This is a genomic window from Granulicella mallensis MP5ACTX8 (genome assembly GCF_000178955.2).
GTDB classification, from domain to species: Bacteria; Acidobacteriota; Terriglobia; order Terriglobales; family Acidobacteriaceae; genus Granulicella; species Granulicella mallensis.
Genome location: NC_016631.1, coordinates 3,755,755 through 3,773,800, shown reverse-complemented (window position 1 = coordinate 3,773,800; position 18,046 = coordinate 3,755,755). Strand labels below are relative to the sequence as shown.

Below are 18,046 nucleotides of genomic sequence, written 5' to 3'. Positions count from 1 at the left end.
CTTCTATGGCGTAGAAGTCTTAGCGGGTAAGGGGAGCCCGATCTGCGTTAACAAGGCATTGAAGGCTGGATCGCCATGAAGTGAAAAGTAGGCAGGGCTGGCGGCAAACTGAAGGGCCTCCGGATCGTGGGCGTGGACCATGCTCTCCATCGATCGAAGGGCCTGCTGTGGCTCTCCGGCGTTGAGTTGCCACTCGGCGGGCTGAAAGTCATTGGGATGCGAGGAGGATTGTTCGCTTTGAAGGGAGGCGAGCTTCAGGCGGGCATAGGCGATGGTTCCACCGGTGGCAAGGGCCTTCAGTCCATCCTGTTCGAGTTTGAGGCGCAGCGCATCGTGCTCCAGGGTCGCCATGTGAATCCACTCGCGGATAGCCTCTTCATGACGCCCTGCATACCAGAAAGCCCAGGCCTTTTGATCGCAAGCCAGAGGCCAGTCCGGCATGAGCTTTTGCAGCTTCTGGGCAGCGTCCAGCGCCCGTGCGTTGTCCCGGGCAGCGCTGTAGAGATAGATCTCGGTAAGGTAAATCGGTGGCCAGAGCGGGTCGGCCGCCTGGGCTTTATCCAGCTCTTCAAGAGCCTCGCGGAATCGGCCCGTATTGCCCAACACCAGGGCATACATAATCCGATGCAAGGCCTGCCCTGATTCCTGATCGATAGCCTGCTTGAGTTCGGATTCTGCCGCTACAGCGTTCCAATCGTGCCGAAAGTAGAGGAATCCCAGGGTGGCATGGGCTTCCGCCGTACGAGGGTCCAGATGGATGGCGGTCAGAGATGCAGCACGGGCCGCCGCGTAACTCGCATCGCGATCGAGACTGCTGTGTTCGGCCCGCAGCAGATACGCGCTTCCCAGTCCTGAGAAGGCCTGCACGAAGGAGGCGTCCTGGCTTGTAGCGCTGCGAAAGTCCTGAATAGCCCTTCCAATCGCTTCATCTGTTGGATGGATCAGCTCCTGGCGTCCTTGCAGATAGTCGCTATAGGCCTGAGTGTTCTCCGTACTGTGGATAGGGTCCAGGCGACTGCTCGGGGAGTCGCTGAGCCGCAGGAAGAGGTCTCGCTGAATCTGACTGCGAATGGTGCCGAGCTGCTCCTTGGTGCCGCTGTAGTGAAAGGTGGCGAGATGGACTGCATCGCTTCCACGTACCAGCTCGAAGGTGAAGTCGAAGTGATGGGGAGCGCTGGTTGTGATTTTGCCAAGTAATAGGGTATCCAACTGAAGTCCCTGCGTGAGGGACGGGATGGCGTCATGGTTGATGGTCGTGGAGCCAAAGGAGTGAGCAGCCCGGACTACCACTCCCGGCAACTGCGAAGCGGCATCCACTAACTCCAGGCGAAACGGTTCAGCGATCGATTGGGCTTCGACATCGGAGGCCTCGATGGGAGCGATGCCCAGGGTGATCTGCCGTGGCGGGGATGGCAAGGGGTGGGCGTGGTGTCCCCATAGATGCTCCGCCCCGAAAAGTACCCCGGCCACGAGGATGGCGATAACTCCGTACCAGAGAAAAGGTCGCCTTTGCTGGGTAATTTGAGTGTCAACCAAGCCCGGGGACAGGTCTGGTAGCTCGACAGTCGGAAGAGGAAGCGCTTCGGGCGACGAGGCTGGCTGCAGCTCAGGCGGGGTGATGATGATCCCGGCTGACCCTGGCTCCTCAAGAGCCGCTGGTGGGAGGCTCGCCGGTTCAAAGCGCACCTCGGCAATGAAGCGATAGCCTCGCTTGGGGATGGTTTCTATGTAAGAAGGGGAGCGGGAGTTGTCACGAAGAATCGCGCGAAGCTGGTTGATGCTGTTGGTGATGGCGTGATCGTGGTTGAGGTGTTCGCCGTCCGGCCACATCACCGAGCGCAAATCATTTCGGCCCAGAACCGTACCGGGATGTTCCAGCAGAACTGTCAGCAGACGAGCATTTTGATCGGGTAGCCGGAGCTTGTGGCCTCGCCGAAAGAGTTCTCCGGTCGAAACTCGAAACTCAAACGAGCTGAAAATAAACTTCCCGTCAGGCTGTTCCCCCATGTCAAAACTCTACACCAGCGAGCTGAAAGAGCGGTCGCGGCGCGGCTTATTGTGTCTCAAGTAGCTCATGCAACACAACTTACGGCACGATGTTAAAAGTATATTTCTCCGATAAACGAGTTTTCACGACTCCCCTTACATTCTTCATATGTCCTTCACATTTGGGCTTGGAGAGGCGATAGATTCGCTCTCTTCAAAGCGCAGAACAGGTGTCGCCTCTGTTGCCGCCACGGCGCTCCGGTGTATCTCGGAGTCGCCGTCGCCAGCGCATGACCGTGGCGTCGATGGGGTGGATTGGCGATATCGGTCTATCTGCCGCCCGATGCACTGAGGTTGCGTTCGCCGCCCGTTGTCTTGATCTAGCTATTTGGATTTTGCCGCTTCACTACCTTCTGGAGGCTTTATGCTTGTTCGACTTCGTCGTATCGTCTGGAATGCTGCCCTCTGTCTTCTGCTGGGAGCCTTCGCCGTGGCTCAACAACCCGGGGCACCTGCTGCTTCGGCTATCGCACCTGTTCCTGCGGTGCTTACGCAGCGGATTGATGATTCACAACGCATTACCCTGCCCAACTCCGTAGTGCCCACTGTGAAACGAGCAAGCGACCTGGGCGTGTTGTCCCCGGCCCAGCAGATGAACCGCATGGTCCTTGTCCTGAAGCGTTCCGCGACCCAGCAGAAGGACCTTGATACTTTGGTAGCAGCCCAACAAAAGAAGGGGACGCCCCAATATCATCAGTGGCTGACTCCTGAAGCCTTCTCGGCGCGCTTTGCGCCTGCCCCAGGCGATGTGGCCAAGGTCGCGGCCTGGCTGCAGAGCCATGGATTTACACAGGTTGCGGTGAGCCGCAGCGGCCAGAGGATTGAATTTTCCGGCGGTGTCTCCAGCGTCGAGTCGGCCTTCGGTACGTCGATGCACCAGTATCAGCTCAAGACTGCAGCCGGTACTGAAAATCACATCGCGAATGCGACGACGATCTCAATTCCGGCGGCACTCGCGCCCGTCGTGTCCGGCGTTCTCTCGCTCAATAACTTCACCTCGAAGCCGCTGCACACCACCCTGCAAAACGTCGTCAGGAATGCTGCCGGGAAGTTTGTAAAGGCAAAAGGGGATACGACCTTTACCGATGGCAATGGTGACTTCGAGTATGCCTTGTCACCCAGCGACGTAAGCAAGATCTACGGAGCGACGACGCTGCCGGCCGGAGTTGATGGCACCGGGGTGTCGATTGCCGTGATTGGGCGTTCGGACATCGTGCTGAGCGATCTCCAGACCTTCCGCAAGCTCTTTGCTTTGCCGGTCAACGATCCCAACATGATCGTGAGCGGACCCGATCCTGGACTGAATAGCCTGAACGATGCCATCGAGTCGAGCCTGGACCTGGAGTGGGCTGGCGCCATTGCTCCCAAGGCAACCGTCAACTTTGTGATCGCCGGCAGCACGGATACGACGGATGGCATCTCGCTCGCCGCAGCCTATGCCGTCGAAAATGTCGTGTCCCCGATTATGACCGTCAGCTATGGCGCGTGCGAGAAGGACGAGGGGCCGTCCGGCAACTTATTCTGGAGCACGCTCTGGGAGCAGGCAGCCGCTGAAGGCATTACTGCCCTCGCCTCTTCGGGGGATGGCGGCGCGGGAATCTGCGATGCCGACTATGGAAACTCGCCCGACATCGATGGTGATTCGGTCAATGGAATTGCGTCCACGCCATACAACCTCGCCGTGGGCGGAACGCAGTTTGCCGAGGGCGATCTTGCCTTCCAGTATTGGGACTCGAACAACAGCACGGGATTCGCGTCGGCGCTCGGATATATTCCCGAGGCGGTGTGGAACCAGAGCTGCGATCCTACCTTGCCGGTGGGTGTTGGCTCAGGAAACTGTGCCTATGGACAGACGTACTACGAGAGCACCGGCGGTGGTGGTGGCCGCAGTAACTGCGCAACCGGTACGGTCGACAACAGCGGCAATGTGACGTGCACGGCTGGGTATCCGAAGCCTTCATGGCAGTCCGGCACGGGCGTACCCGCAGACGGAGTTCGCGATATTCCGGATGTCGCGCTCAATGCTTCCGGAGTCGATGATCCCTACATCATCTGCTTCCTGGGAAGCTGTACGTATACGCAGACAAGCACGGGCACTTCGCTCACAGGGGAGTCCCTCGTGGGCGGAACGTCGGCTTCATCTCCGGTGATGGCTTCGATCCTGGCTCTTGTCGAGCAGCAGAATGGCGCGTTCCAGGGGCTTGTGAACCCGACTTTGTATAGCCTCGCGCAGCAGAATGCTTCCTGTTCTTCGAGTGCCCGCACCGATCCGGCCGCGCCCGTGACCTGCATCTTCAACGACGTAATCGTAGGCAATAACAGCGCGCCGGGGCTGCCGGGATATGGCACCGATACTGCGGACTTTACCGCAGGTGTGGGCTACGATCTGGCGACGGGATTGGGCAGTGTCAACATCGCCAACCTGGTGGCGGGATGGAAGGCAGGCACCGGCGGAACGGCTACGACTACCCAGTTGACGGCGACGACGACAACCGCCAAGCATGGCACGGCGGTCCCTCTGTCGGTGGCCGTTACGTCTGCCTCAGGCACTCCGGGTGGAGACTTCGTGCTGCTCACCGATAAGTACGGTGCGAACGACCAGTACACCCTGGGCTCGGATGGAACGTGGACGGGACAGGTGAAGGATCTTCCCGGCGGCACGTATACGCTCACCGCTCGTTATGCAGGAGACGGTACGTATGCTTCCAGTACATCGGCGGGAACGAGCCTGAACATCACCCCTGAAGACAGCACGCCCATGCTTGCGGTCGATATCATCGATCCCAATACGGGTGCTCTTGTCCCCTCTACCCCCACCTCGAACTTTTTAGGCAGTGCTTTGTTTTTCAAGGGATCGGTTGCGGGGCTTTCCGGACAAGGTATACCGACGGGAACCGTCAATGTGCTGATGGATGGAACCACGAACCTCGGATCTACAACCCTGACACTCGATGCGGGAGTTCTTCTTTCGTCAGGGACTGTGCCGGTGGGAAACCACGCCATCACGCTGCAGTATCTCGGCGATAACAGCTTCAACCCGAGCACATCCAGTCCTGTATCGGTCGTTGTCGCCAAGGGTCAGAGTTCCACACTAGTGCAAACCGGAAATGGCATTACGGCTTATCTCGGGGTCTCGGGGACGACGCAACCGACTGGAACATTGCAGATCTTTGACGAATACAAGGGGGTCAGCCAGGCGATCAGCCAGCCGATGCCGATCGTTATGGGAGCAAACAATAGCGGGCCGCAGGTCAATATTCCCTACACCTTTACCCCCGGGTCCCATTCGCTTCAGGCTGTCTATAGTGGCGATACGAATTATGTGGGTGTGGCTCTTAATAGTCCCTACGCAAAAGTCACAACGATCAACGTGGGCAGCAATACGGGAGCGGCCACGACAACCACATTCACGATGACCACGCCTGCAACCTTGCAGCAAGGGCAGATCGCCAACTTCGTATTCACTGTGAAGTCACAAAGTAAAAACGCCAACGTGCCTTCAGGATTGGTCCTTGTCTACCCGGCCGGCAGTTCCGGTGCCATATGCGGAGGCAATCTTGTCAACGGTACGGCGACAGGTGCCTGCTACATGGACGGTGCCGGAACCTTTGTGATGTCCGCAACGTATGAGGGAGACAACAACTTTGCGAGCAGCACTAGCGCCGCGAAAGACAACATCACGCTTACTGTTCCAAAGCTAACTCCGGCGGTAACCTTCGCGGCGGGAGCAAGCTACATCCTGCCGAACACACAGTTGAGTCTCAACTACACAACGGCGGGTCTGGTCATCAACTCCGGCGGAGCGCAGCAGGCTCCTACCGGGACCATCACTTTTACCGATTCTGTGAATGGTGCAGCAGCTACTCCGCTAGGTAATTTCCAGCTGCTTCCGATCAATGGTCTGCTTGAAGGCTATAGCGGACGGTTTACCTTGCCTGTCGGAACAAATGTCGTTACCGCAACCTATCCCGGCGATCCGAACTTCAATGCTGTCGTCTCCTCCACGATGGTTGTGGTCAGCCCGCCGGACTTCGTCTTCACCAGCGGACAAGCCGGCTTGCAGTTGACGGCGGGGGCTCCTGGCGCGGCGACGTTGTCGCTGACTCCGGAGCTGGGTTACACCGGCAGCGTGACACTGGCTTGCGGTACAGGCGTCCCAGCAGGGGCGGTCTGTGTCGTCAATCCTTCGAGCGTAACGTTTGGCACCGCGCAAACCGCTACGGTTTCGATCTCGACTCCTGCGCCGTCGCCAATGACCAGTGCAAGGGTAGCGATGAAGCCGGCATTCACGGGGAGCGTGCTTGAACTTACCAGTCTCGCGGGGCTGCTTCTGTTTTGTCTGCCTGCGGTACGCCGCCGTCCGGGATTTCTTCTGGTTCTGCTGGCGGTGCTTCTGCCGGTTGTCGGTTGTGGTGGCTCAAGTCCGAGCGCACCTGTACCTCAGGCGACTTTGTTGTCGCTGACCTCCAGCAACACCAAGACAGCTTCCGGTCAGAGTGTATCGCTGGTAGCCACACTCAACTCGCTTGCAAGCAATCCGACAGGAACGATTAAGTTCTACGACGGAAGCACGGAGCTTGGATCGTCAGTGACCGTGATGAACGGGACGGCAACGCTCGCGAGTTCCACCCTTGCTGTGGGGGCGCATACGATCACGGCCGTGTACAGCGGCGATGCAAAGGACAGTGGAAGCACTTCCTCCCCTGTTACCCAGGTGATCACCGGAAGCAGCACGCTGCAGATCACTGCGACCTCCGGCACCCTGGTTCACTCCATCAGTCTGCCGATCACCCTTAACTAAGTCCTTACCATTGCGAACGAATAAAACAGAGCGGTCACCTTCGGGTGGCCGCTCTACACGTTTTTTGCGACTGCGAACAAGGGTTTAGGTGACTGAATTCAATCGACGTAGCCCAAAACTCCATGCTCGCGTTACCCTTGACTAGACAGGTTGGAGTGAACGAAGACGTGCGAATTGGAATTGACCTTGGTGGGACGAAGATAGAAGCGATTGCGCTGGATGCAAAAGGACAGGAACTGCGCCGGATTCGCGTGGCAACACCACGTGGAGACTACGATGCAACCGTGTCCACGATTGCCGGACTGGTTCATGACATGGAGCAGGCGACCAAACGGGTCGGCAGCGTCGGTGTGGGAATTCCCGGAACGATTATTGAGTCGACCGGGCTTGTAAAGAATGCGAACTCGACGTGGATCAACGGGCGTCCCTTCCAGCACGATCTGAGTGTCGCGCTCGAACGCGAGGTCCGTTGCGCGAACGATGCGAATTGTTTTGCCGTCAGTGAGGCCACCGACGGCGCGGCCCGTGGCGCTCGGATCGTCTTTGGCGTGATCGTCGGCACAGGTTGCGGTGGTGGCGTGGCGATCGACGGCCGTGTCCATGCCGGCAGGAACGGTATCGCCGGGGAGTGGGGACACATTCCTCTGCCTTGGGCTCAGGGCGATGAGGTGCCCGGTCCGCAGTGCTACTGCGGCCGCACCGGGTGCCTGGAGACCTGGATCTCGGGCACGGGGTTTGAGCAGGACTTTGCTCGCAGAACCGGGCGGGATCTTCTCGGCAAGGAGATCGTCGCGGCGGCTGAGGCTGGAGATGCTGAGGCCCTGGACGCGCTCGACCGCTTGGAAGACCGCATGGCGCGTGGGTTGGCGATCATGATCGATATCCTCGACCCGGACGTGATCGTGATGGGGGGCGGACTCTCCAACATTGAACGTCTCTACGCGGGAATTTCGCGACGGTTGCGTGACTATCCGTTTGGCGGCGGCGTTGATACCCCCGTCGTTCGGGCGGTTCATGGAGATTCCAGCGGCGTTCGTGGGGCAGCGTGGCTGTGGCAGCCGGAGACACGCTAAGGCTTCATCTTTCATGCGACGGTTCTCCGCGAACCTGCATCCGATAGGGCATGAGACACGATTCGACGACCGAAGAAGATCTGAATGGAAGCCTGGTACGGGAGCTGCTTTCCCTCTTTGAGGGCGGTAATGCCCATGCCACCTTCGAAGACGCCGTAAAGGATTTTCCGGCAAAGCTTCGCAGCGAGATTCCTGTGGGCCTGCCGTACTCCGCCTGGCAGCTTGTCGAACACCTGCGGATTACGCAGCGTGACATCCTCGAATTCAGCGATAACAAGGCTGGAGGGTATCGCGAGCTGAAGTGGCCGGAGGAGTACTGGCCAAAGGAAGCCGCGCCACCGAGTGAAGCCGCATGGGATCATGCGATTCGCGAGATTCATTCCGATCGCAAGGCCTTCGAGAAGCTTTTGAAGGCAGCGGACGAGAAGGCGCTGACCGAAGCCTTTTCCTGGGGAAACGGTCAGACGTTGCTGCGAGAGGCCCTGCTGATCGCCGACCACAACGCGTACCACATCGGTGAACTGATCGTGTTGCGGCGGTTGCTGGGTGTGTGGAAGAAACACTAACGCACTTCTTCATTCGGGCGTAATTCTTAGCGCCAGCTTACTGCAAGATGCCAGCGAAGGTCGCGTTCCGCTGTCTTACGCAGGACGATCTCATACTCGCGGAGTTCTTCCAGCACCGAAGCCCCCTCGGTGCCGAGTTGTTGCGGGTCGTTTTCGAGAGATTCGATGAGGGCCATGACGGTGGGCATGCCGTCTTCGCCGCGATACCACTGCGGCGGCGGCAGGCGCTTTAGCAGCTCGGGATTGCCCGCGCCCTCTTCGATCAGCAGCGACATGGAGCTTTCATCCGCGGAGAAGAACTCGAGCAGCGGACGCACCCCAAGCTCAAGCGCCAGACGTTCCACGGCGCTTTCGTGACGTGCCAGCGCGCGTCCGTTGACGTAGATGTTGAAGCCGGGATCCTCGCCCTGGACCACGATATACATCGATGCTGCCATGTTCCGCAGTTTACCTTCGCAGGGGCAAATCTTCGAGTGGCTTTTGTGGGTCTGAATAGTTCATGGTTCACGCTTCCTGTGCCTTTGCCAGAAAGATAGTGAGTCTAGAGCGTGTCATCAAATTGTTGTCCGAGATAATGATGGGACTTTGCCCACTTCGCGCCTACGGGAACACAAAATGGAGAGGAAATGCTCACACGTCCACGGGTACAAGCCCGAAAGGGGCGGCCTATACTAGCCCAGGGTGGAGGCGGCTGGCGAGCGTTCTTTGCTCGCCGTGTCGCCGCAACCCTGGGTTACGGGCTCCGCGAAGGTAGAGCCCTGAAGGGGCGACCTATCGCGGCTGCACGATATGTCGCGTTTACAGCGCTCGGTCTTCTTCGCCACTTGACCCTGGGCTGGTATATATCGCCCCTTTGGGGCTGGCATTCACGCAGTGTCCTAAAGCGGTTGGATGACACACCTTAGCCAATCACAACATTCAAGGGTTCATCTTTCCGTCTGTCGCTTTGCCGCAAAAGCGAAATTGCCGCTCCTGCCAGCAGGACAGCGCAGGTCACACTCCGAGCCGTGATCGTCTCGTGAACCTGAAGAAGGCTTAGCAACAGGATCACTAACGGGACGAGCACGTATCGCGACACGTATTGGGTGGCTGTCAGCCTTTGCAGCGCAAGGATGGAGAGCAGTGTGAGAACAAGGTCGATGGCTACAGCCGCAAAATCTGGAACGGGAAGGGTGTGTTGCAGCGCGGATTGAACGACTGTGCCGAGGCCAAAGAGAAGGCACCCGCCCGCAAAGGTGGTTGTGGCGTCCATCGCATCGAGAGTGTGGCGGCGGAACAAAGTACATCCGATACCAGTGAGCAGGGGTGCCAATAGCAAGGCTGCATCGTTGAGTGGACTCGCCAGGGAGGGCTCCGGCAGCACGAGCAGTAGGCCGGAGACAGCGGCAAGCCCCGGCCAGAGGCTTCTTGCTGAAAGGCCCTGCTCCTGAGTGCCGAGAGCGGCTTCAGCGACAGCGACTACCACCGGTGTCAGTGCCAACGCCAGAACCCGGTTCGCGGGTCCCAGAGAAGACATCAGGAAGAGTCCGATGGCAGGGCCGACAAGAATCAAAGCTCCACCCCATGCTGTTGAAGAGGTCGATAGCCGTGTAGGGCGTGCTTTTGGCTTCAGAAAGGCCAGACCAAAGCTCAGCGCCGCAGCCAGGGCGCAGGCGGCGGTCTCAGAAGCCAGCGTTGAACCTGCCTGGGGCCAGGTGTCGGTGATCCACCCTTCGCTCGAAGCGGCGAGGCAGAGCAGAGCGAACGGCCATCCCTGGCGCAACAGGTCAATCCCCCGTCTCTGTGTCATACGACCTCTTCTGTCTGGTTCGACGCTGAAACGATAGAAGCCGCGCACAAGGCGCGGCTTCCATCGTTTGCATTCGTGTTTCAGACTAGCTGTTGCCGCCCTGAGGAGCAGCTCCGCCACCCTGGCCGGGACGACGACCGCCGCGACGGCGGCGACGCTTCTGCTGGCCTGCGCCTGCGGGGCGGGTGCCCGCTGGAGCGCCGCCCGCCGGCTGTTCTGTGGGGGCGTCGTTGTTCTCCTCGACGCCGTTGTCCTCGGTACCCTCATCCTCATCGCCGTCGAAGTCCTCATCCTCATCGTCGTCGTCGAAATCCTCGCCGCCTTCGATGGTGATGGTGTCCTCATGCTTGGGCGCTTCGGGACGTGTGCCACGCTCAGGGCGCGGAGCACGCTCGCGGCGCGGCTCGTCGCCGCCCGTCGTGGGCTGTTCCGGGTCAGGCAGGCCGAGCTTGGCGCGCTGCTCCTTGAGCACGGCCTTGCGCGAGAGCTTGATGCGGTTACCTTCGATCGAAAGCACCTTCACCAGGACCTGGTCGCCATCGCGAAGTTCGTCCTTGACGTCCTTTACGCGATGCTCTGCGATCTCGGAGACGTGCAGCAGGCCATCGGTGCCGGGGAAGATCTCGACGAATGCGCCGAACTCCGCCAGACGAACGACCTTGCCGAGGTACGTCTTGCCGACCTCGGGCACTGCCGTGATGTCGCTGATCATCTGGATCGCCTTGGCGAGTCCTTCTGCGTCGCTCGAAGCGACGTTGACGCGGCCCGTGTCGTCCACGTCGATCTTGACGCCCGTCGCGTCCACGATGCCGCGGATGACCTTGCCGCCAGGTCCGATGAGGTCGCGGATCTTGTCGGTCGGAATCTGGATGGTGTGAATCCGCGGAGCGAAAGCACTCTTCTCCTCGTTCGCCTTGGAGATGATGGCGTCCATCTTGTCCAGCAGGAAGAGACGTCCGTGGCGGGCCTGTTCGAGCGCCTCACGCATGATCTGGGCGGTGATGCCCATGATCTTGATGTCCATCTGCAGGGCAGTGATGCCGTTGCGGGTGCCGGCGACCTTGAAGTCCATGTCGCCGTAGTGATCTTCGGCTCCGGCGATGTCGGTCAGGATGGCGTACTTGTCGCCTTCCTTCACCAGGCCCATCGCAACGCCGGCAACGGAACCCTTGAGGGGGATACCGGCCTGCATCAGCGAGAGGGAAGCGCCGCAGACCGTCGCCATGGACGACGAACCGTTCGACTCGAGGATGTCCGAGACGACGCGCAGCGTGTAGGGGGACTCGTCTTCGCCAGGAAGAACGGCTTCAATGGCGCGCCAGGCAAGTGCGCCGTGACCGATCTCGCGACGGCCTACGCCGGTCATGCGGCCGACTTCGCCTACCGAGAACGGCGGGAAGTTATAGTGCAGCATAAACTTGCGCTTCTGCTCGCCCTCGTAGCTCTCCATGCGCTGCGCGTCGTCGGTGGTGCCGAGCGTCGCGGAGACCAGCGCCTGGGTTTCGCCGCGGGTGAACAGGGCCGAGCCGTGAACGCGGGGGAGAACACCGGTCTCGATGGTGATCGCACGGATCTCGTCGAAGGCGCGGTGATCGGGGCGGATGCGGTCGTTCAGAACCTGCTCGCGGAAGATGGTCTCGCGCAGGCCCTCGAAGTACTTGCCGAGCTTCTTGGCTGCGGCTGCATCGCCCTCGGGAAGGTCCTTCTTGAGCGCGTCCTTGATCTCCTTGACCTTGGCGTAGCTCTCGAACTTGGGATACTTCTTGGTGTTGAGCGCATCGGCGAGCGACTCGCCAACCTTGGCCTTGAGGGCCGCGGCGTACTCGGTGTCATTTTCGAGCGGGGTAACGGTGCGCTTGGTCTTGCCGGCGCGGCTGACCAGGTCTTCGATACCGGCGACGATCTTCTTGATCTCTTCGTGGGCAAACTCGATCGCGCCGACGACGACTTCCTCGGGGATCTCCTTCGCTCCGGATTCAACCATCACGATGCCGTCCTTGGTGCCGACGACCATGATGTTCAGCTTGCTGGTGAGGCGCTCGGTGTAGGTCGGATTTACGATGTACTGCTCATCGATGTAGCCGATGCGAACCGCGCCCACGGGGCCGTGGAAGGGGATGTCGCTGAGCGCCAGGGCGCAGCTTGCACCGTTGATGCCGAGCACGTCCGGATCGTTTTCCTTGTCGGCCGAGTACACGAACGCGACGACCTGCGTCTCGTTACGGAAGGCCTCAGGGAACAAGGGGCGAATCGGCCGGTCGATCTGGCGGCTGGTCAGGATCTCCTTCTCGGAAGGACGGCCCTCGCGCTTGATGAAGCCACCGGGGATGCGTCCGCCGGCATAGGTGAATTCGCGGTATTCAACCGTAAGAGGGAAGAAGTCGATGCCTTCCTTCGGGTCGGGCGAAGCGACTGCGGTGGCCAGTACCGCGTTATCGCCGCTGGTCGTATAGGCGGCGCCGGATGCCTGCTTGGCTATCCGTCCTGTCTCGAATTTGATTTGCTTGCCACCGGCAAGCTCCACTGTAACGTCTTGTTTCATGTACGTTCCTCTTCTTGTCTTCTGTCTTTAAGCTTTTCGAAAGTCATGTCGTCCGACTGCCCGCTACGGGAGCAGTGCTAAGACAAAAGCCCCGCCGAAGTAGCTTCGGTCGGGGCTCCTTGGTTCAGGTATGAATTCGGGGTCTGAAAATTTAGCCGGTTTGGGGCATAGCCAGTTAGTGAGTTCAGGGTATAGAAAGCCGGAAGCATCAGCGGCAAGCGCAGGGTGACACTGCGGAGAGCAGCGGGAACGGGAACACTCGAAGGGGCTCCCATCCAATCCATGGCGCTTGGCGAACTCAATGCTTTCCTATACTCCTGATGACTGCGCGGCACGACAGGCCGCGACAGCCCTCGATGGGATACGTGCAAGCTACTTGCGGATACCCAATTTGCCGATAACGTCGCGGTAGCGATCCGGATCCGTCTTCTTCAGGTAGTCCAGAAGGCGGCGGCGCTTGCTCACAAGCATCAGCAGACCGCGGCGTGAACCGTGATCCTTTTTGTGGGTTTTGAAGTGCTCGGTCAACTCGCCGATACGCTCGCTGAGGATCGCAATCTGCACTTCCGGGCTACCAGTGTCCGAATCGTGAGTGCGGAATTTAGTGATAATGTCTGTCTTCTTTGCGGGTGCCAACACGGCTGTAACGTACTCCTGATTCTCTGTGCTCTAGTCCACTTCTCTCAGTGTCCAATTAAAGATAGCACGCTGGAGCCCAGGAACCGAGTGTAGACGCAAAAGAGCGTAGAGGATAGAGGCAACCGGATTGCTCCGCTGTCTCTATCCTCTACGCTCTATTCTCTACACTCTGCCTTTACGCTACGTGCTCTTTCAGGAACTCCAACGAGCGTTCGCGGGCCAGCTTTGCCGCTTCCGCCTTGTAGTCGGTGCGTGCGTGGTTGGCAAAGGCGTGCCCGGCGCCCTCGTAGAGGAAGATTTCGACCTCAGGATGCGCGTTCCGCACGGCATCGATCTGGTCGCTGCCGATGTGGCTGTCCTCCGCGCCAAAGTGCAGCAGAACGGGGCAGGTGGGCTCTTCGGCAGCCACTTTGCCGATACCGCCGGCATAGTAGCCGACGCAGCAATCCAGCTGCATCTTGTGTGCTTCGGCGCGAGTCGCGCTCACCCAGCTCATCAGGCCGCCGTAGCAGAACCCAAGGATGGCAACGCCCTTTCCGGCACCTTTGACGTGCTCGTAAGCTGCGGCGATATCCAGAAGCTGGGTGTCGGGATTGAGCTTTCCGTACAGGTCGAAGGCCTTCTTCAGATCTTCGCCTTCGTAGGTCAGTTCAAGCCCGCGCTCGAAGCGGTCGAAGATCGCCGGTGCGATGGCCAGGAACCCGTCCTTGGCATAGCTGTCGGCGACGCTGCGGATCGAAGCGTTTACGCCGAAGATCTCCTGCACCACGATCAGCGCGCCGATCGGCTCGCCTTCAGGCTTTGCCACGTAGGCGGAAAGTTCGTGCCCGTCGGCTGCTTTTACGTTTACCCATTCACTCATGTTGTTTACTTGTCCTCCACTGCCTCAGACGAAGGAAAGCTGTGAAAAGGTGCATCATCTGTTTGTCACGCGCGCGGTAAACGGATGATTTATTGTGCCGTTCATATCCGGGGGCGTTCGACGGCTAGAGTGTGCCATCAAACTGCTTCCTGAGACGAAGTCGGACGGGTGCAAGCAGTTTGTTGAGTCACGAATCGGAAGGGCACGGTTTCAACCGTGCCGAAAAGGGAGCTTTTAGAGGTCCTCTCCGCTCTGCCGAAGGCTGAAGTGAAGCCCGCAGGGCGCAACGACTGAATTGCCTTCCTTCGTGCGGCCCAGGCTGAACAAGGAGCACCGGGGATGTGGCCACCCGTTTCGCCGCGATGAAAGAGAGCAATTCCGTCGCTCCGGCTGCGCCTTCGCTCCCGCCTTCGGCAGAGTGGAAAGAGGCTTTGTCGCCGCTTTCTCGGCACGGTTGAAACCGTGCCCTTCCGATTCGTGCCTCAACAAACTGACTGCGCCGTTCGGTCTAACACCAAGGGGAGTTTGATGACAAATACTGGGAAATGATGGCAAATGTGATTCCCCCGCTTGCAATTCGCTTTTTATTCGCTAGAATGTCCGCATGGCGATTACGCGGCGGCAAAAAGAAGTCATCGACTTTCTTTCGAGCTTTACCACCAGGAACGGCTACTCTCCTTCGTACGAAGAGATAGCGTCGGGCCTCGGCCTGAATTCGCTGGCCACGGTGCATAAGCACGTCACCAATCTGCAGAACAAAGGCCTGCTCCAGCGCGCTCACAACCGCAGCCGGTCGATCGACGTTCTGCCGCAGCGCTCCGCGAAGAAGGGCTTCGACCGCCTTCCTCTGCTGGGCCGTATCGCAGCGGGCAAGCCGGTGGAGGCCATCGAGACCGCCGAATCCATCTCCCTGGGCGACATTATCGGCAACCGCGAGGTCTACGCCCTGGAGGTCCGCGGAGACTCCATGCGGGACGAACACATCGTCTCCGGAGACTATGTACTGGTCGAGAGAACCCGCACTGCTCGGGAGGGCGAGATTATCGTCGCGTTGATCGACGGCGCCGATGCCACGCTCAAACGCTTCTACCGCGAGGGCAATCTCATCCGGCTGCAGCCTTCCAATACGGAGATGGCCCCGATCTACGCTCCGGCCTCCAATGTGAGCATCCAGGGGAAGGTGCTGGGAGTCCTGCGCAAGTACGCGTAGGGCTGTTCAGGCAACTGCCACGGCATTGTTTCGTTAAGGGCATGGCTTCACAGGCTGCGGAAAAATCCCCATTTGATCTTTAGGGCCAAAGGCCCGTTTCATCCCAGCCTGGGGCAAAGCGAACCCAGGGGCACCACGCGACAGCGTGGTGGCTCGGGGAGCGACGCCCCAGGTTAGGCTTGCAGCGAGCTAAAAACCGCTCGCTGCTGCGCTTCACCCCAGGCTGGTATGAAACGGGCCTTTGGCCCTAAAGATCAAGACTCGCTTCCCGGCTAAGAGTTTTTCCGCAGCCTGTTTAGCCATGCCGTAAATAGCAGGCCCAAGGGCATACCATTCTGCCGAAGGCCGGAGTGAAGGCGAAGCCGCAACGACTGAATTGCATTCTTTGGCCGTGGCAAACTAATCCTCCCTCGCTACGGATACATGCCTGTGAGCCTTGCACGGTCCTTGCGGAAAGAGTTTAGTCCCGGTCCCATACGGCCTGGCTGAAGCCAGATCCTTCCGATCCCTGCCTCAACAAACTGTTTGCACCCTTCGCTTCCGCGACAAGAGCGATTTGATGACACACCCCAGGAAATGAGGGGAACTAATACCTGTAAGACTGCGTATCCTGATCTAGCTTGTACAACTGCCGCTTTATGAGGGAGCCGCCGTCATCATGAAACTTCATCTTCTTGTCGCTTCGAGTCTTCTGCTGTTTGTCGCGCCCGCTTTCGCGGACAGCACCTTTACCCGCACCTTAAACGTCTCGTCGCAGGCCGATCTCTATGTTTCTACGGGGTCAGGCGATATCAAGATCTCCCAGGCCAATGACAACCAGATTCATGTGGTTGGCCACATTCATGCCGGATGGAGCTCCTTCGGCGACGTCAAAGCCCGCGAACAGCGTATCGTCGACAACCCGCCAATCGTGCAGAACGGGAATGAAGTCCGCATCGGTGAGACAAACGATCGCAACCTGTTCAATAACATCTCCATCGACTACGAGATTGCCGTTCCCTCATCCGCCGCACTCAACCTCCATAGCGGTTCGGGTGACATCGAGATCAACCACGTGGGCCGCTATCTTTCGGCGACCAGTGGCTCAGGAAACGTACGCGCCCATGGCATTCATGGACCTGCCGAACTTCAGGCGGGCTCGGGCGATATCGAACTGGATCAGGATGCTGCCGGCGATGTGAAAGCCAAGACCGGTTCCGGCAATATTCGCATTCACGAGTTCAATGGCTCACTGAATGCTCGCACGGGTTCGGGCGATGTTGAGGCGATCGGACGGCTTGAGGGAACAGGAAATCTGGCGAGCGGCTCGGGATCGGTGCGCCTGCATCTGAATCCGGATGCGCGCTTTAACCTCGAAGCGTCAACGGGCTCAGGCGATATTCACATCCAGTTCCCCGGAGCTCCGAAGCAGGATGACTCCTCGCGGCACCACCTCACGGCCTCCATCAATGGAGGCGGAGCTCCCCTGGAGATCCGCACGGGTTCCGGGAACATCAATGTGGAGCCTCGCTAGGCTGGTCATTCAGTCCTGTTCCAGCAGTCCTATTCCAGGTTTAGCCAGATTCTTGTTTTGAAGGGGCGGGGCTTCAGCCCCGCCGTTAGAAGTCGCTGCGAACGGTGGCTTTAGCCACTGAGGGAATGATATCGGAGCAAACCCATGTCCCCTCCGCGGCTAAAGCCCTTCAGGAGATCGCCTCAACGGCGGGCTAAAGCCCCGCCCCTTCAAAACAAAAACTTGAGCTCTAATCCCCTCATCCGTAGTTTGAAGCTGTGGGTTTGATGACACGCTCTAACCTAAACTAGGTTCATGCCTGTTCCACGTTTTCTGGTCTTCGATCTCGACGGTACCCTTATCAACTCTTCGCTTGACCTCTGCAACTCGGTCAATGCGATGCTGGAGCACCTCGGCAAGCCTCCTTTGCCGAATGCAGTGATCGCAAGTTACATCGGAGATGGCGCGGCGATGCTGGTTCGCCGCGCCTTGGGTGATCCCGGGGACCTCGATGCCAGTACCCACGATGAGAGCGTGGTGCGCGAAGCGCTCGAGTTTTTCCTGAGCTACTACCGTGTGCACAAGCTCGATAACACGGTCGTCTATGACGGAGTGCTGACCTCGCTGGAACAGATTCGCAGCCGGCATCCGCAGATCCTGATGGCTGTGCTGACCAATAAGCCGGTAGGGCCTTCGCTCGATATTTGCAGGCAACTGGGCCTTGAGCCGTTCTTCTTCCAGAACTACGGTGGCGACTCTTTCCCCACCAAGAAGCCCGATCCGCAAGGGTTGCAGACGCTCATCGCTGAAGCGAATGCAAGGCTCGAGCAGCCGCTACAGGCCCATGAGATTGTGATGATTGGCGATACGGATGTGGATGTGCTCACTGGACGGAGCTGCGGAGTTCGCACTCTCGGCTGTGGGTTCGGTTTGTCGCCTCATGCTCTGGCTGCTGCACAACCCGATGCGTTTGTTGAACATGCCTCGGAGTGGCCAGCGGTGCTCGGGTTGTAGTTTTTGCCTTTG

The 18,046-nt window shown here is 59.1% G+C and carries 12 protein-coding genes; 6 read left to right on the top strand and 6 right to left on the bottom strand.

The annotated features are described in order from the left end of the window. Window positions 1–3: 3 nt before the first annotated feature. Entirely contained in the window at window positions 4–2,007 is a 2,004-nt protein-coding gene (locus ACIX8_RS15185) for a winged helix-turn-helix domain-containing protein (protein WP_014266244.1), read from the bottom strand. A 403-nt stretch (window positions 2,008–2,410) separates the two neighbouring features. Here ACIX8_RS15185 and ACIX8_RS15180 point away from each other — a divergent pair, with 403 nt between their 5' ends. The 3 genes from ACIX8_RS15180 (at window position 2,411) to ACIX8_RS15170 (ending at window position 8,486) form a co-directional block, all read left to right on the top strand. Then, the gene (locus ACIX8_RS15180) at window positions 2,411–6,847 is read left to right on the top strand and encodes an Ig-like domain repeat protein (RefSeq protein WP_014266243.1); all 4,437 of its coding nucleotides are present in this window, start codon (window positions 2,411–2,413) and stop codon (window positions 6,845–6,847) included. 167 nt (window positions 6,848–7,014) lie between these two features. Further along, complete coding sequence (mak, locus tag ACIX8_RS15175) at window positions 7,015–7,920, top strand: fructokinase (RefSeq protein WP_044176839.1); 906 nt, start codon at window positions 7,015–7,017, stop codon at window positions 7,918–7,920. Between the two features lie 50 nt (window positions 7,921–7,970). Beyond that, entirely contained in the window at window positions 7,971–8,486 is a 516-nt protein-coding gene (locus ACIX8_RS15170; RefSeq protein ID WP_014266241.1) for a DinB family protein, read from the top strand. Between the two features lie 26 nt (window positions 8,487–8,512). Here the strand turns inward: ACIX8_RS15170 and ACIX8_RS15165 are convergent, their stop codons facing one another. The 5 genes from ACIX8_RS15165 to ACIX8_RS15145 form a co-directional block, all read right to left on the bottom strand. Next, window positions 8,513–8,923, bottom strand: coding sequence for a hypothetical protein (locus tag ACIX8_RS15165; RefSeq protein ID WP_044176837.1), 411 nt, complete (start codon window positions 8,921–8,923; stop codon window positions 8,513–8,515). 464 nt (window positions 8,924–9,387) lie between these two features. Beyond that, window positions 9,388–10,275, bottom strand: coding sequence for a hypothetical protein (locus ACIX8_RS15160; protein ID WP_014266238.1), 888 nt, complete (start codon window positions 10,273–10,275; stop codon window positions 9,388–9,390). Window positions 10,276–10,360: 85 nt separating this feature from the next. Next, window positions 10,361–12,817 carry a polyribonucleotide nucleotidyltransferase gene (gene pnp, locus ACIX8_RS15155; RefSeq protein WP_014266237.1) on the bottom strand — a complete coding sequence of 819 codons (2,457 nt, stop codon included), beginning with the start codon at window positions 12,815–12,817 and terminating at the stop codon, window positions 10,361–10,363. 372 nt (window positions 12,818–13,189) lie between these two features. Beyond that, window positions 13,190–13,456 carry a 30S ribosomal protein S15 gene (gene rpsO, locus ACIX8_RS15150; protein ID WP_014266235.1) on the bottom strand — a complete coding sequence of 89 codons (267 nt, stop codon included), beginning with the start codon at window positions 13,454–13,456 and terminating at the stop codon, window positions 13,190–13,192. A 175-nt stretch (window positions 13,457–13,631) separates the two neighbouring features. Then, window positions 13,632–14,318: a dienelactone hydrolase family protein gene (locus ACIX8_RS15145; protein WP_014266234.1), complete on the bottom strand. Its 687-nt coding sequence runs from the start codon at window positions 14,316–14,318 to the stop codon at window positions 13,632–13,634. A 604-nt stretch (window positions 14,319–14,922) separates the two neighbouring features. Between ACIX8_RS15145 and lexA the strand changes: the two genes are divergently transcribed. The 3 genes from lexA (at window position 14,923) to ACIX8_RS15130 (ending at window position 18,034) form a co-directional block, all read left to right on the top strand. Beyond that, a complete protein-coding gene (gene lexA, locus ACIX8_RS15140; protein WP_014266233.1) occupies window positions 14,923–15,528 on the top strand; it encodes a transcriptional repressor LexA in 606 nt (201 codons plus the stop codon). Window positions 15,529–16,186: 658 nt separating this feature from the next. Continuing rightward, on the top strand, window positions 16,187–17,041 hold the full coding sequence (locus ACIX8_RS15135; RefSeq protein ID WP_014266232.1) for a DUF4097 family beta strand repeat-containing protein: 855 nt from the start codon (window positions 16,187–16,189) through the stop codon (window positions 17,039–17,041). A gap of 294 nt (window positions 17,042–17,335) precedes the next feature. Then, window positions 17,336–18,034, top strand: a complete 699-nt coding sequence (locus ACIX8_RS15130) for an HAD family hydrolase (protein WP_014266231.1) — start codon at window positions 17,336–17,338, stop codon at window positions 18,032–18,034. Window positions 18,035–18,046: the final 12 nt, after the last annotated feature.